The 15,667-nt window shown below is 60.3% G+C and carries 12 protein-coding genes; 5 read left to right on the forward strand and 7 right to left on the reverse strand.

Annotated elements, in window-relative coordinates; all coding sequences use genetic code 11:
- Positions 1–5 precede the first annotated feature (5 nt).
- The 5 genes from WD026_RS10890 (at position 6) to WD026_RS10910 (ending at position 8,132) form a co-directional block, all read left to right on the forward strand.
- Positions 6–536, forward strand: a complete 531-nt coding sequence (locus WD026_RS10890; RefSeq protein ID WP_425723675.1) for a YqhA family protein — start codon at positions 6–8, stop codon at positions 534–536.
- A 755-nt stretch (positions 537–1,291) separates the two neighbouring features.
- The gene (locus WD026_RS10895) at positions 1,292–3,439 is read left to right on the forward strand and encodes a hypothetical protein (protein ID WP_425723676.1); all 2,148 of its coding nucleotides are present in this window, start codon (positions 1,292–1,294) and stop codon (positions 3,437–3,439) included.
- 13 nt (positions 3,440–3,452) lie between these two features.
- Entirely contained in the window at positions 3,453–6,317 is a 2,865-nt protein-coding gene (locus WD026_RS10900; protein ID WP_425723677.1) for a hypothetical protein, read from the forward strand.
- Entirely contained in the window at positions 6,307–7,155 is an 849-nt protein-coding gene (locus tag WD026_RS10905; RefSeq protein ID WP_425723678.1) for a hypothetical protein, read from the forward strand. Before WD026_RS10900 ends, WD026_RS10905 begins: the two co-directional genes overlap by 11 nt.
- A 194-nt stretch (positions 7,156–7,349) precedes the next feature.
- Positions 7,350–8,132: a DUF5677 domain-containing protein gene (locus tag WD026_RS10910; RefSeq protein ID WP_425723679.1), complete on the forward strand. Its 783-nt coding sequence runs from the start codon at positions 7,350–7,352 to the stop codon at positions 8,130–8,132.
- 389 nt (positions 8,133–8,521) lie between these two features.
- On the opposite strand, the gene WD026_RS10915 is transcribed toward WD026_RS10910, so the two are convergent.
- The 7 genes from WD026_RS10915 to WD026_RS10945 all read right to left on the reverse strand — a co-directional run bounded on the left by WD026_RS10915 (position 8,522) and on the right by WD026_RS10945 (position 15,665).
- Positions 8,522–9,481 (reverse strand): PdxA family dehydrogenase, encoded by a 960-nt coding sequence (locus tag WD026_RS10915; RefSeq protein ID WP_425723680.1) that lies wholly within the window; start codon positions 9,479–9,481, stop codon positions 8,522–8,524.
- Positions 9,478–10,521 carry a TRAP transporter substrate-binding protein gene (locus tag WD026_RS10920; protein WP_425723681.1) on the reverse strand — a complete coding sequence of 348 codons (1,044 nt, stop codon included), beginning with the start codon at positions 10,519–10,521 and terminating at the stop codon, positions 9,478–9,480. The genes WD026_RS10915 and WD026_RS10920 overlap by 4 nt, the downstream gene beginning before the upstream one ends.
- A 113-nt stretch (positions 10,522–10,634) precedes the next feature.
- Positions 10,635–12,083, reverse strand: coding sequence for an NAD-dependent succinate-semialdehyde dehydrogenase (locus WD026_RS10925; protein WP_425723682.1), 1,449 nt, complete (start codon positions 12,081–12,083; stop codon positions 10,635–10,637).
- A gap of 20 nt (positions 12,084–12,103) precedes the next feature.
- The gene (locus tag WD026_RS10930) at positions 12,104–12,859 is read right to left on the reverse strand and encodes an SDR family NAD(P)-dependent oxidoreductase (RefSeq protein ID WP_425723683.1); all 756 of its coding nucleotides are present in this window, start codon (positions 12,857–12,859) and stop codon (positions 12,104–12,106) included.
- A 42-nt stretch (positions 12,860–12,901) separates the two neighbouring features.
- Positions 12,902–14,092, reverse strand: a complete 1,191-nt coding sequence (locus tag WD026_RS10935; protein WP_425723684.1) for an NAD(P)/FAD-dependent oxidoreductase — start codon at positions 14,090–14,092, stop codon at positions 12,902–12,904.
- Positions 14,092–14,415, reverse strand: coding sequence for a 2Fe-2S iron-sulfur cluster-binding protein (locus WD026_RS10940; RefSeq protein WP_166228541.1), 324 nt, complete (start codon positions 14,413–14,415; stop codon positions 14,092–14,094). The genes WD026_RS10935 and WD026_RS10940 overlap by 1 nt, the downstream gene beginning before the upstream one ends.
- Before the next feature lie 32 nt (positions 14,416–14,447).
- The gene (locus tag WD026_RS10945) at positions 14,448–15,665 is read right to left on the reverse strand and encodes a cytochrome P450 (RefSeq protein WP_425723685.1); all 1,218 of its coding nucleotides are present in this window, start codon (positions 15,663–15,665) and stop codon (positions 14,448–14,450) included.
- Between the last annotated feature and the right edge of the window lie 2 nt (positions 15,666–15,667).

The raw sequence follows: 15,667 nt of genomic DNA on the forward strand, positions 1-15,667 counted from the left end.
GCCTCATGGAAAAACTGCTCTCCAGCATCGGCTCGCTGCTCTACGGCATGCGTTTCACCATGCTCTTCTTCTATGTGGGGCTGGTGACCATCATCCTGGGCATCCTGGGCAAGTTCCTGCTGGAGACCTACAAGCTCATGACCACCCTGCTGACCGGCGATCTGGAGAAGATCGATCTGATCATCAAGGTGCTGGAGCTGGTGGACATGACCATGGTGGCCCAGCTGGTGTGGGTGGTGGCGCTGGCCGGCGTGTCGCTGTTCGTGACCACCGGGCACTTCGACAGCAAGGACATGAAAAAGCCCGACTGGCTGGACCATGTCAACACCTACAACCTCAAGCTCAAGCTGGCATTCGCCATCATCTCGATCTCGGGCGTGCATGCGCTCAAGACCTACCTGAGCGGGGACCTGAGCCTGGAGAACATCCAGATCGTGGCGGTGGTGGCGGTGATCCACTTCACCTTCGTGCTGTCGGCCATCGGCATCTCGTTTGCGGAGCGCCTGACGCGGGACAAGCCGGACGGCGACCACTGAAGCCGCGGGAGCCGGATTCGCCCGGGGGGCGACGAAGGTCGGGGAGGGGTGGCGCGGCTGGCGGGGATCGAACCCACGACCCTTGGCTTCGGAGCGCAAAAAACCGATGCGTAACTCCATCGATTTGGAGAGGCTCTATTCAGGAGTCATTGACGTTATTCAACAAGATCAATGACTTAGCGCATTTCGGTTGTGACATCAAATGGAGCCTTACAACGACCATAAGTCTTGGACTGTCACAAACCGAGCACAAAAACCTCTGTACCAGTCCCAACGCTACCAACCTAGTCAACGACTATAACCTCTGTGGCGAGACACGTGTAACAGACACCTGAAAAGTTGGCCCGCACGTGAAACCAGCAACCCCCACCCGGCAGTTGTTGCGCCAACGCCACGGCGCAAAAAATATTTTTTAGTATTACATGCCGTCTAGGGCCGCCGGGCTCGAAATTAAACAGATTTGAATACTAATCTGCCGATATCAGAGGATGGATCAAGCGGGTTTCAATTTCTTTAATTGTGTAAGTGATATCTCGACGGATCGTAATTCGGATAGACACGAGCGCCTCAAGACTGCCAGTACTTGCAAACCTCTCAGGCCGCATGCACTCTAGAAAAAGCTGACGCGTAGACAGCACCGAATCCATCTGATTTGGATGTGAGGTATTTCACGCAGCAGCCAAGGGTTGATCGCAGTAGAAATCCTCTGATGGGCAGGGATGGGCTGAGACAACTGTCAGTCGCAAGGTAGCTACGTGTCAGATTTGGGATCGTTAAGAGTCATTTTCACGCCGCAGGACCAGTTCTTTCTTGGGCTGGATCCAGACCTCACTGAGTTGGCAAAGCAGATCATTGGCTGTATTGAGGTGCCTAGAGATCAGCCCAGATTCAGCCAGGTGATCAACTGTCTGAGCAGATCGCTTATTGCCTTCAGCAAACGATACCAATTTTATGGCGAGGTGACAACTCGCCAGACCGATTTGGCGTTCCGCTTGGCGAGCTACGCCAAAGGTCAATCCCTGCTAGATGTGACACCGCTCATCCACATGAACGGCCGATTGGGTACGAGCGGGGCCTGGGCATTTTGCATGGAGTTGGACCCCGAAAGCATCGAGTTACCCATCGCGCTTGGAGCGGAACTCGCCTTGGCGATGGCGGAAGGACGTCGTTTACAGCCGCATTTTCTGGACCACCTCCGTCGTGATCTTGGGAAGGTGCCCAAGCCCGGATTTGAGAATGCTCAGACTACCGCTGACATGCAGGCTCTCGGTTTCGGGAAGCAGTGGAGCCAGGCGGTAAGCGGCAAGGTCAAACGATTGCAAGCCATCGTCACGTCTCGCAATGGAGGCAAGGTCGTCCATAGGTCGGAGCTATCGGACGTCGGCGACGAACATAAAGCTCATCTGCTTGGCACCGCTCTGAACGCAGACGTCAAAGATCGCACCGGGGTGCGTAACCACCGTCAGCTGACACGAGAGCAGATGGTCGAGTACCAGGCGGACTTACGCCGACGCCTGGAAAAGGCCGCTCCCGGCGCTGTGGTGGAGGCCATGTGCCTGTTTACGGGGATGAACGAACGCGGGGTCACAACGCTCGCGTTAGGCGATGAGGTACTCCCCGGCGAAGTGCTGACGCTAGATCTCGAACGAGGCGGGTTACATGTCGCATTGAATCACTTGGTAGAACGTCGGCGCCTAGAGCTTGACCACGGCCAGATCTACCAACCTACGCAGCAAAGCTACTTCATCCCTTGGCCGATGAACTTGATCGCTGCGCTGCAAACAATGTCCGCTGGTGCGGCCGAATCGGTATCCGATTGGCAACCAGTCATCCGACTCGTGGACATCCTGCCGCAGGCCGAACGAGATCATCAATTGCAAGCTGGTGTCTCTGCGATCTCCGAGCAAACGCTGCCGGCACATGGGCTCACTCCGACTTCAGCGAGGGCGCGCAACACGTTCCCAACACAGGGCCGGGACTATGGCATGAAGTCCACCAATCGGTCTCTTGCCTTCCTGCGCCTGGATCTGGTGGGACGCGCTCGGCCATGGTACGTGTGCCTTGAAAGTGAGGACTTCGAAGCTGAATGGTGCAGGTTTCTGTCAAGCGAGGGGTGGAAGACCAACGAGGCTGCGATCGGGTCAGCGTGTGCCTTCGGGTCGCCCTACCTCCTGAAAGATCACGCGCTGCAAGCCATCTGGGCCTGCTACGTGGATCGCGTCGAAGAGCTACCCAAGGGCAAGCGAATGTCTCTCGCGACAGCGATCGATATCCATAACGCCTATGCAGATTTCACAGCGATGGCGCTCAGCTTCCTCCTGGGGCTACGCCCTTCCGTGCAGTACGAGTTGACGGCTGACACAGCCAGGCCAGATGCGGTATTGCTGACATTGACCGACAAATCGGACCCGTCCAAGAGTGGCAGCCGATTCGCAGCACTGACAAGCATCGTGCGTGGCCTCCTCGCCAACTGGTACGCCCACTGCGACGCTCTACTTGGTCGGTACCAACGGGATCCCCAAACCAGCAAAACCACCGTTGGGAAAGAAGTACTTCTGCACCTCATGCAGGTGGGACAGCACGCGCGGGTCCCTGTGCTTTTCCGTATCTACAAGAACGGGATCCGCCCGGCGAACAGCAAGACCACGTGGAACGTGCTTCCCCCGATGTTGCGCTGCGAGGAAAACGTAGGCCGGCACTACTGGGCAACCCATCTGCACCGCGCTGGGTGCTCAGACAAGGTGCTCGATTTCTTCTTGCGCCACACCGTCGCTGGCAACAGCCCCACGAGTGCGTACGGGAACTCCACCCTGGCGCAGCTGATGCAAGAAGTTGAAGCGGTTCAGTCAAACCACATTGCAAGGCTAGGGCTAAAGATGGCAACTGGGCTGCGCAGGGCGTAACCAGAGAACCTCTATGACATCAAAGCACAAGCGGCACCAGCGCAGCCATCTGACAGTCAAGTCTGGGAATGAGCCAGTAAAACCTTTACGGGACTTTCAGGCTTTCTTGCTTGAAGCAAATCCGCTGATTTCACCAAGCTCACTTGCTCTGGGCTGCTTGGTCGGCTTCGATCTAGTCGTGCAGCCCGAGGACATACCTAACGCCTTCGCCGCGCTAAAGAAGATTCACGCCTACCAGGATCAGCACTTTATTCGCTGGGTCGTACCTCAGCCGGCAGACGATCGAGCAGACAGCATTCTCAACAGGGGCGGTCCTGAAACGCTCATGTATGACGAGCGTGCAGTGAGCAGCTTCACAGTGATCGCAGTAAACGAGGTGGTTGTATGGGAATCACCGGAGGACTGCATCGCAGAGCTTTTCCTTGCAATGCAACGGCACCCGCGAAGGGCCCATTTGCCCCCTAGCTGGAATGCGCTGCTCGCCAGCGCGCAGGCATATGCGGTGGTCCATCTGCCTAATGCGCTGCGTGCACATGTGATCGGACAGCTCCGCATGTGCGCTCTCGATCCGAGCACGGCAGCCAGAGAAACCACACGCCTCGCTATGAACGCGCAAGTCCTTGATCTGGAGGTGGAGGAGGAACTCGCGATCGGTGAGGCGAAGCTTGCAAGAAGCATATCGCTGCATCAACTGCCCTCAGTCTCGATCCAGGGCGACTCGGCATGGGTTCACGATCGTGCTGCCGACTTGGTGGATGACATCGTCAAGGCAACTCACGCAGGGAAGGGACAAGGAGCAGCCCGCGCAGCGGTCATGCGTGAGTTGAAGAACATACAAGCGCGACTGGGTGACCTGCATCCGTGGCCACGTCTGCTGCACATGGTGGCCTTGATCCTGGTTCAGGAGCACCAGCTTGCCCCTGCCAGCATTGGCCGCTACTTCTCAGGCGGAGCAAAGCGACTGTTTCTTGCTTTGCAGGACATGGACCCGGCCAAGATCGACCCAGAGCAGCTGATCAAACGGATCGAAGAGGTGCATGCATCCGCAGAAGATTCGAACAAACCGTCAGTAAGCGCGCTCAGCCAGGCTTTACTAGCACTGCTCATAAGAATGGAGCTGATGGATCCGGTCAAGTTGCCGCGGTTGCAAAAGCAGATCACCTCAGTCAACGTTCGTGCTCAAGTGGTCTTCCCACACGAAGTTGATCGAGCTCTTGATTGGCTGGATGAAGCAATAGCGCTGAACCCGGGAGACCCGATCCTGCCGATGACACGTTTGCTGATTGGACTTTGCTGTGACTTTGGGCTTCGTCCGGGCGAGGCCCTGCGTCTTCGACTCAACAACCTTCAGTTGATGGACGAGCAGCTCCACGTGGCGGTGGATCCGACCCGTGCCGATCCTAGCCTCAAGACCTCCGAGTCAAGGAGGCTTGTATCGTCAACCGCGCCCCGCACAGTGCAAAACCTGTTGGAGTATCTTGAAGCACGCCACAGGGCTCCAGTTTCTGGGCCTGCCGGCGCTTCACCTGTGTCTGAGCGCACCATGGACGACCTGACTTGGGAACTGAACTCGTGGATGAGCGAGCAGACTGACCTCCTCTTTGGTGATCCGAGTAAGCCCAATCAGATTTGGCATGAGGCCCACATACGTAAGTGGGCATCCATCCTCATGAAGAGCTGTACGGGAGATCAGCGTTCAACTCTTTACGACCTGCGGCATAGCTGGGTCACGTTTGGCAACGCCAGAGATTTTTGCCAGGCTTCTCCAGAAACCGATTCGGTGTTCGATCTTCGTGCCAATGCTCTCGGTCACGCAGCCAACGACCTGATGTTCACCAGTTACACGCATCAGTTTGGCGAAGGCATACGACGGAACGTCGATCAGCAGATAGTCCAAGATCGCTTGCTTCGGTCGCACTCAGCGGCGGCCTGGATGGCTCGGACAAACTCATCGATCACGTCCTCGCTCAAAAAGCATGATGCGAACTTAAGGCAACGACTCTCACGGGCCGGCGCGAAAAGCACTACCGATGCTGGCCAGCAACTTATGCTGAATTCCATCAAGGCGCATGCTCATGGCATTGCCTTGCCTTCTGCAGCCAACGCTTTTGGGATCCCTGTTCAGGCACCAGAGTCACCTTTAACGAACTATCGTCCTCGAGAGCTCGCAGCAAAGACGCTCCTGCAGTGTCTGCTGCAACTCGGAGGCATAGAGAACCAGGGCAATCAGCGCACACGGGGCCTGGCTGTTGCAGCTGGTATGGATCCATCGAAATGGTCGCGCGTGCTGGAAGAGTTCCGGTGTATCAGCCGTTCGGCAGAGGGTGTGAAGTCGCCCTCGATACTTGAGCCGGACCCTCACGCCTGGCTTGTCCGGGAGCACTGGGCGCCAGTGATCAGCTCGGCACTTTCTCAGAAGTGGGAACGTCTGATGAGCTATCTGGATTCACAGCCGTTCGACCGGGATGTCGAGCTTGCTACAGAGTATGTTCTTTTTGCGATGGGCTGCTCGGGGTACTTGCCAGTTCATGTCGGAGACGAGCGCTTCCAGGCGTTAGTCCGGGTGATTCGTGCCAGCAGCATGAATCTCTCGTCGTTGCATCTCCATTATCTGGATGACACACCGGACAACATTCGGGACGCACGACATGCGCTTTCAAAGATGAGGCAGCTACTCGGTCTGGATATCCAGCTTCGTACTGCTGCTGCGCGGTCAGGTCGGCCCTCGCTTTATCTCACAATCCGATCGCACTTCGGCCAACAGCTCAAGGACCCCAACCACGACGGCAGTGCCCACTCGATGAAAGGTTTTTCTGGCCTTTTCTTGGGAGTACATCTCAAGAGGAGTCACTTGGAGGTAACTCGGCATGCTGCGTAAAGAAACAAGACGCCTGCGCACTAAGTCGATCGCCACGTTGCGACCTCACCATGAATCTCGGATCGTGACAGCATCATGCGCCTTGAAGCAGGCTGAGGCTGCTAAAGAATGGGTTGATGAAGTCTCAAGGGTATGCCTTCTCGGCCATGACGGCCCGTTCTCGACATCATTGACGTTTCGTTTCGTGCCGCTCGAGGACGTCATCGGTATTGAGGTGATATGCCAAGAACTTGAGCAACTGTCACTTCTTCCTGTTGCGCTCGGTCATCAGGCGGATGTCTCCGAGATCTTTGAGGTTGAAGTCTCTACCTGGCGAGATCGTCTGCGATCGGTGCTTCAAGATCACGAGATTGCAGTGCTCGATAGACCTGCGTTATCGACAGCTGCCAACCGGATGATCAACGACCCAGTGAAAGGGTGCGTACCAGTTGCGACTGCAGACGAAATAGCTCTGGCGGCAGAGTCGATTCTCTCCGCTTCCACAGAAGCCACCACCGCAGAAGGCGAGCGGTTCGATCTGAGCGCTCAAGGGGAAATCGGCCCAGTATGGGAGGGGTCTTGGACCGTGCGAGGATTGCCTGCCCAGGACAGACGAGGGTTCGTGCTCAAGCTCATTTCAGCCCCACCAAGATTCGGTGAGGCAAGGAGGCTGCTACTTCGTACGTCCGACCTCACGCCGGAACAGTCAAGCTACCTGGCCGGACAAGGGAATCGCAGACTCCCAGTCGAACTGCATGTCTCGATCGCCAAAGGGGCGTCAAGGCATGAGCTACTTGGGGCTCCCAAGCAACCAAGTGATGCCACAAACATCCATAAGCCTAATCTTCAATCTCGCTAAACGAAGCGTTGCAGCCTGAATATCAGGTCAAGGCTCTGACCAAGCGGGGCATGAGACTGCTGAAGGCTGGTTGCTGACACCGCAGGGCCAAGGATAGGATGCCAGCTATCGGCCATAGGCGGACTTTCCCCTGGGACGCTTTTTGGCTTCAGCTATTGCTGCCACAACAGCGAACAGAGGCACCGACATCACCTATGGACTACCGCCAAGCAGACGATCAAGTTTTTGCAATAGTCGAGAAGTACGGCGCTGCCGTCTTTGGGGCTGGGTGCAATACCGAGTTCCCCCGGACGTTGCGTGCTATGGCGATGTTCTGCGCGAAGGCGAATTCGCTGAAGACGGCTATGTTCGATTCTGTCGACAACAACAATCCGTACGCCTATCGCGTGCTGTACCGCTCATTCTGTGAGCACTTTCTCCGCTTTTTGTACCTGTGGGTACGAATGAGTAAAGAGAAAACAGATGCAGTGGGCAGCGAGTACTACAACTTTTGTGGCGCGATCGAAGCCTTGGACTACTGCAACTCGCTAAGGGCTGCGGAGAGCTTGGTTGGAAATGAGATCGCCATCGATTTTTCCAAGGCGATCGAAACCCTGTATCCAGAAGCGGCACGCTTGAACAAGAGGCAACTTGAAGAGTACTCAGGGAGGTTCAAGTATCGATCGATCCTTCGATACTTATCAGGCGATGGCATAGGCTTCGTATCTCGCGATGTGCCGTTCCTCTCTGCAATTTTGCCTGCGTACGCACTCTATTCTTCGTTTGTCCATGGCGGCCCTTATACAGACCTAGAGATGTTCGAATACGTGAAGCCGGAGACCATCGAAAAGTGCGAATCAGATCTCGAAGTAGTAGTGATGATGAACGCGACAGTATTCATGCTTACCTCAATGGCTGTAACCTTCGCAAAAGGCGAAAAAGTCGATCACATCGGCGCCCAAGTAAATCAGGTCTTACGCAAATTCGCAGCGGCCTGAGCCGTCCGCTTTGGGCCCACAGCTGTCCTTCTCCCACGTACCGAAAACCGGACCTTCAGGTCTCAAATGCCATCGCATCCAGCAAGCTGACCGTGCCACCGGCAGCCACCTTCAGCACATGCGTGTAAATCATGGTCGTGGATACGTCCGAATCCCACACAGCGCGAACCTGAACCAGTTGTGCCTGCAACCGGGGTGCCAGCGCCCTGGGCAACATCAACTCCAACTCCAAGGCTGCAACCCATATTGCATCAACGTCCGTTGGGTTTGATCTGGGGTATGGCTGGCGAGAACACTATGCCCAGCAGCATCCGTGGTCTTTGTCATCCCATCAAACGCCGATGCTCGCTGGCACTTCAACGGTGAGTCCCAATGTGGAGATCTTTCTGTTACAGAGGATGATGCGTACCGGTCGCGCTAAGCAGGTCGATAGTTCGCAATAGCGCTGTGGGATCTGCAACACCAGCGCCCGCAATGTCCATTGCACTGCCATGCCCAACAGTTGACAGCACAACGTCAGCACCAATGCTCAGGGCGCTTGCACCTTTAGGGGCAAGAAGTTTGACTGGAATATGACCCTGGTCATGGAAGATCGCAACGTATAGACCGTGCTGGCGGCGACTCAGTAGCTCATCGGCGCCGATTGGATCGCTTACCAAGTAACCTTCCTGACGGAGCCTATTCACTGCAGGAACAGTCAAGGCCTTGTCCTCGGGGCCAAATAGACCACCCTCTGATGCGTGCGGATTGATTCCGAACATTCCAACGGTGAGCAGATCGCTGCCGATTCTCTCACTAGCCGCAACACCGCATCTTGTGGCCGCGCAGATCAAGTCAACCGTCAACCGATCGAGCGCATCGCGAACGCTTTCATGCAGAGTGACATGGACGATACGTAGTCCACCGCCCACGAGCATCAGAAACACTTCGCTCGATGCTAGGCCGCACACACGCGCAAGCAGCGAGGGATAGCCACTAAATGGAATGCCCGCCAATGAAACCGCCGTCTCATGATGAGGGCAGGCAATGACTGCATCGCATTCACCGGCCTGCGTCGCGAGAATGGCTGCTGTTGCACTTGCCACTGCAGAGGCTCCAGCCGCTGCATTCACCTCGCCTGGGCGTGCCGATTCAGAGTCCAAAGAGCCAGCCTCTTTATGGCGGACTGATGCCAGCAATTTGGTCATGCCTAGGCGTTCCGCTGTGGCATGCAACACATCCCCAGGACCGAACACCGTGAAGCGGAACAGGCTGGCCGCAGGCTGGGCGGCCAGCGCTTTTAGCGCAATCTCCGGTCCGATCCCGTTGGGATCACCCAAGGCCAGAGCAATGCGGTTGGGGACGCTCATGCGGGCTTGTACTTTGCGATTAGTGCCCTCGCACCTGCCAACAGCCTCTCACCGTCGGCCCCACGCCGGTTCATATCCTGCACCCATTCGGCAGCGATATCGCCGGTGAGTTTGATGAACTCCTGCGTCTCTGCATCTGTGAACACGTGCACCTTATTGCCCCGGTCGGTTGCCGCCTTGCGACTAACAGGATCGACGTCCTGCTGCACTTTTCCGAACCATACCGATGTCTCGACGCCAGAGTTGTCGTCGATGACCTTGCGCAGGTCAGCGGGTAGTGAGGCGTAGCGTGCCTTGTTCATCACCATTACGAAAGCGGTGTTGTATAGAGCAGGCTTTCCCGGCGCGAACTCGCTGTGATGCTGCGCAAGCTCATGCATCTTCACTGAGGTAATCACTTCCCATGGCAGTGCCGCACCGTCGATGACCCCCTTGGAGATGGCGTCAGGAATCTGGGGCAGCGGCATGCCCACCGCAGTGGCACCGGCGGCATTGAGTAGTTTGGTGGCCTGGCGAGTCGGGCCGCGCATCTTGAGACCGCGAAGGTCAGCCGCGCGCAGGATGGGCTTGCTGCGCGAGTGCAGAACGCCCGGTCCGTGCGTGTGAAAGGCCAACGGTTGCACATCCTTGAATTCGCCAGCGGCGTAGGTCTGCAAATACTCCCAGGCAGCACGCGAAGCTCCAACAGCGTCGTGGGTCATGAAGGGCAACTCGAACACCTCGGTGCGCGGGAAGCGCCCTGGGGTGTTTCCCGCCAGCGTCCAGACGATGTCAACTACGCCGTCGCGAGCTTGGTCGAACAGTTGCTGGGGTGTACCGCCTAGCTGCATGGCCGGATAACCTTCAAACTTGATTCGCCCGCCCGATGATTGCTCGACCTTGGCCATCCATGCTTTGTGTGCGTTGAGATACACATTGGACGTTGGCGCCATGAAGGTATGAAACTTGAGCGTCACGGTCTGCTGTGCGAAGGCACCCAGTCCGGGCGCGCCGACGGTAGCCGCAATGGCGGCTGACTTCAGAACGGTTCTTCGGTACATATAGGTTGTCTCCATGAAGTTGAGGGCAAAACCATCCCTCTCCATTGCGCACGGGATGCCGTGGCCGGTCCGGGGGATGAGGTCGGACCAGAGCGTTATGTGTGGGGGTTCTGTCAGGCCGGGCTGGCTTGTGATACGAATTTGGTGATCAGGTAGCCATCGAAGGTTTCGCTGCCTCCCTCGCTTCCAATGCCGCTGTCCTTGACGCCGCCAAAGGGCGTTTCGGCGAGCGTGATGCCGAAGTGGTTGACGTTGACCATACCCACCTCGAGGTCGTTGACCACGCGGGTGGAGGTCTTGATGGAGTTGGTGAACACGAAGCCCGTGAGGCCGAAGGGCAGCGCATTGGCGCGGCGCAGCACCTCGTCGGTGTCCCGAAAGCGCGTGAAAGGCGCCAGCGGGCCGAAGGACTCTTCAACCATCACCCGCGCGTCGTCGGGCACGTCGGTGAGCACAGTGGGCGGGAAGAAGTGGCCGGCACCCGGCAGGCGCTGGCCGCCGCAGGCCACTCGGGCACCCCGCTCCAGGGCATCGCTCACAAAGCCGTCCATTGCATCGACACGGCGCGCATGCGCGAGCGGGCCCATCTGCGTGTTCTCGGCCAGCCCGTCGCCCACCTTGAGGCTGCCGTATATGGCCGTGAAGCGCTCCAGGAACTGTTCGTAGACGCCTTCCTGAATGTAGAAGCGGCTGGGCGCAATGCAGAGTTGCCCGGCGTTGCGCGCCTTGAAGCGCGCGAGCAACTGGGCCGCGGCCTCCACGTCGGCGTCCTCGAAGACGATCACCGGCGCGTGGCCGCCAAGCTCCATGGTGATGCGCTTCATGTGCGCGCCTGCCAGCGCGGCGAGCTGTTTTCCCACCGGCACGGAACCGGTGAACGACACCTTGCGCGAGATCGGCGAGGCGATGAGGTGATGCGACACCTGCGCAGGATCGCCCCAGACCACGTTCAGCACACCCGGCGGCAGGCCGGCGTCGTGGAACAGGCGGGCCAGTGCCACTACGGCGCTGGGCGAGTCTTCCGGTCCCTTGAGCACCAACGTGCAGCCCGCGCCGATGGCGGCGCACATCTTGCGGATGGCCTGGTTGAAGGGAAAGTTCCAGGGTGTGAAGGCCACGCACACGCCCACCGGCTCGCGCAGAACCATCTGGCGCACGTGCGGCTGGCGCGGCGGGATCACGCGGCCGTAGATGCGGCGGCATTCCTCCGCGTGCCACTCCGCGTGTTCGGCGCAGGTGTTGACCTCGAGCATGGCCTCGGCCAGGGGTTTGCCCTGGTCGAGCGTGAGCTCTCGTGCGATCTGCTGCGCGCGTTCGCGCGTGAGCTCGGCCACACGGCGCAGGATCTTCGATCGCTCAAGCGGCGACGACTGCCGCCACGTGGCGAAGGCGCGTTGGGCTGCCTGCAGCGCACGGTCCAGGTCATCGACGCGCGCGTGCGGCAGCGAGCCGATCCGCTGGCCAGTAGCGGGGTTGACGATGTCCTGGTGGCGGCGGTCGCCACCGGTGATGAACTCGCCGTCGATGTAGAGGTAGGAGGGCCCGTAGGCGGTGTCGGTCATGTGAGGACTGGCTCGCTGGCTCAGATGAAGACCGATCCGCCATCGACGGCGATGGTCTGGCCGGTGATGAAGCCCGCGCCATCGCTGGCGAGAAACAGCAGTGCGCCCACCAGGTCTTCGGGCACCTGGTCGCGCTGCAGCGACCGGCTGGTCTTGCGCACCACGTCGCCCATCTGGCTGTGCAGGTCGTTCTGCAGCACGCCGTCGCTCAGCGTGAAGCCGGGCGAGATGGCGTTGACGGTGATGTTGTCCTTGCCCAGCTCACGCGCCAGCGAGCGCGTGAAGGCAACGACCGCGCCCTTGCTGGCCACGTAGTGCAGCAGGTTGGGCGTGCCCTTGTTGATCGTGGTCGATGCGATGTTGACGATGCGGCCGAAGCCGTTGCGGCGCATCGCGGGCACCGCGGCCTTTGCGCACATGAAGGGCCCCAGGGTGTTGACCTCCATCACCCGCATCCATTCCTCGTTCGGGATCTGCTCGAACGGCCGCATCGCCAGCGTGGTGAACAGACCCGCGTTGTTCACCAGCACATCGAGCCGGCCGAAGGTGTTGACCGCCTTGTCGACCATGGCCTGCACGGCGACCGGGTTGACCACATCGGTGTCGGCGCCGATCGCCTGATGGCCTTCGGCAACCAGGCGTTGTGCGGCGTCTTCAGCGCCGCGTAGGTCGGCGATGACCACGCGGTGGCCGGCTTGCGCCAGGGCCTTCGAGAAGGCGAAACCGATGCCGCTGGCGCCGCCAGTGACCGCAATGACGCGGGAGGGGTTGCTCATGTCTTGTCTTTCCTGAAGTGCGGGAGGTGGGAAGGGGAGGACTCAGGCGAGGGCGAGCGTCGCCTCTGTCAATGCCTTGCGCGCGCGCATGTGGGCACTGGGGTCGTTGAGGGATTCGACCGCGACGAGCTGGCCATCGCGCCAGCGTTGCGCGGAGAAACGGCCGCTGTCCGGATCGCCGTCGATCCGGGCCTCGTCGTCAGGGCGCGCCAGGCCGGCGATCTGCAGGCGGCAGGCGCCTTGCTCGCTCCAGAACCAAGGCAGCTTGTCGTACGGTGCGCCGGCCGCGCCGGTGCCGCTGCGCAACCGGGCAGCGATGTGACGCGCCTGATCGACCGCGGCCTGGACCGATTCGATGCGCACGCGCTCCCCGCGCCAGGGAAAGTTTGCGCAGTCGCCCAGCGCGGAGATTGCGGGGTCAGCGGTGAGCAGTTGTTCGTCGACCGCGATGCCGTTGTCGGTGGCGAGGCCGGCGTCGCGTGCCAGCTGGTCGTTCGGCGTAACGCCGATCGCGATCACCACGAGATCGGCGGCAATGCGTTCGCCATGGGCCAATTGCACGGCCTGCACCTGACCATTGTCGCCGTGACCGCCTTCAAAACCCGCGAGCCGCGCACCGAAATGCAGCCGCGCGCCTTGCGACACATGCCAATCGCTCAAGTACTGTGCCATGCGCGCCGACAGCGCGCGCTGCAAGGGCCGCTCGGCCGCTTCGATGACATCTATCTCCCGCCCGAGAGCGCGTGCCACAGCCGCCAGTTCGAGACCGATAAAGCCCGCACCCACTACGGCGATGCGCTGCGCATGCCCGATTCGTTCGCGCAGGGCTTGCGCGTCGGCCAGGGTTCGCAGCCCGAACAAGCCCTTGAGCGAGGCGCCGGGCACATCGGGCCAGCGCACGCGCGCCCCGGTGGCCAGCACCAGGTGGTCGTAGGGGAGTGCCTGGCCATTGCTCAGGCGCACGCAATGTGCGGCGCGATCGATGGCCTCGACGCGCACGGGCGACAGCACCTCCAGGCGCAGGCGCTCATAGAGGGCCGCGGGCCGCAGAAGCAGCCCTTCGACGGTGACGGTGCCCTTGAGGAATGCCTTGGACAGCGGCGGGCGCTGGTAGGGCAGGCCGGGCTCATCGCCCACCATCGTGATGGGTCCTTCATGCCCGGCTTCGCGCAGCGAGGCCGCGAGCTGGAAGCCGCCCTGACCGGTGCCGACGATGACGATGCGCGAGGCCATCACACCTGGCGTTCGGGGATGTTGACCACGAGCGTTTCCATGCCCGGGGCAAGCACCAGCTGGCAACTGAGGCGGCTGTTGTCGCGCCGTTCACTCGCGGCACTGGCGAGCATGGCGTCCTCCACCTCGCTGACCGGCGGCAAACCGGCGAGCGAACCTTCGTCGACATAGACGTGGCAGGTGGCGCACATGGCCGATCCGCCGCACTCGGCCACGATGCCGGGAACGCCATGTGCCATGGCGGTGGCCATGACGGTGCTGCCGACGTCGGCGGTGATGGTCTGTCGCGAGCCGTCGGGCTGAACGTAAACGATGCTGGGCATGGGGGTGTCCTTGGGTTCTGCGGATGGGCGGTTCAGTGAACGGCGGCGAGCGAAGGCTCCACCGACACAGGCAGGGACTTGAGGCCGCGCACGGTGTTGTTGAAGTGCAGCACGGGTTCGCCTTCGCGGTGAATGCGGGCCACACGGCGCGCCAGCGCGGTGAGCAGCACCTCGCCCTCCAGGCGCGCCATCATCTGGCCGGCGCAGCCGTGGATGCCGGCGCCGAAGCCGGTGTGGCCGGTGGCCCGGCGGGTGATGTCGAAGGTGTCGGCGCCGGGCCAGCGGCGCGGGTCGCGGTTGGCCGATGCGATGAACACGGCCACCTTCTGTTCCGGCTGCAGCGTGATGCCGTCCACCTCCACCGCTTGCGTGGTGGTGCGGTAGAAGGAATGGAAGGTCGGGTCGTAGCGCAACACTTCCTCCAGTGCCTGGCGCGCCAGCGAGGGGTTCTCGTGCAGCAGCGCCCATTGCTCCGGATGCGCGGTGAAGCTGAGCATGGCATTGCAGAGGGTGAAGATCGTGGTGTCCAACCCGGCCGAGAGCAGCGTGCGCACCAGCATGCTTGCCTCTTCGTGCGTGATCTCGCCATCGTCGGCGGCAGCGTAGAGCTGTGCGCCCAGGCCGTCCGTGGTGAGCGCTTCGCGGCGGCACACCTGGGCGATCCAGTTCACCGCTTCGCCCGAGGTCTTCATGCGCTCGTGGAAGCGTTCGTTGATCGGACCGAAGCCGTTGAACACCATGTCGCCGTAGGGCAGCAGGTGCTCGCGTCCCTCGGCGGGCAGGCCCACCGCATCGCCGAAGGACTTGGTCGGGAAGGCCTCGCACAGCTCGCGGGCGATGTCGAAGGAGCCGCGCTCCACCAGTTCATCGACCATGCGCGCGGCCACGGCTTCGAAGGTGGAACGCAGCCGGCCGATGGAGGCAGGCGAGAGCACGCGAGCCACCACCTTGCGGGTGCGGCCGTGGTTCGGCGGATCGGCCTCCAGGATGATGCTGGGCTTGCGCCAGGGCGTTTCGGTGTGGAAGTTGGCCAGACCGACGCCGGCGCTGGAGCAGAACAGGTCGGGCTTGGACAGCACCGCATGCACCTGCTCGTGGCGCGCGACAGCCAGTGCTCCATAGCGCTCCAGCCACACCCACGGGCCCGCCTCGCGCAGTCGCTCGTAGTGCGGGTAGGGGTTGGCCAGCACGGCGCTGTCGTAAGGGTCGAAGTCGCTGACGGGAACTCCGCTATAGGGGTTGGCGTGCATCG

The sequence above is a fragment of the Hydrogenophaga sp. R2 genome (genome assembly GCF_049843595.1).
Classification (GTDB): Bacteria; Pseudomonadota; Gammaproteobacteria; order Burkholderiales; family Burkholderiaceae_C; genus Hydrogenophaga.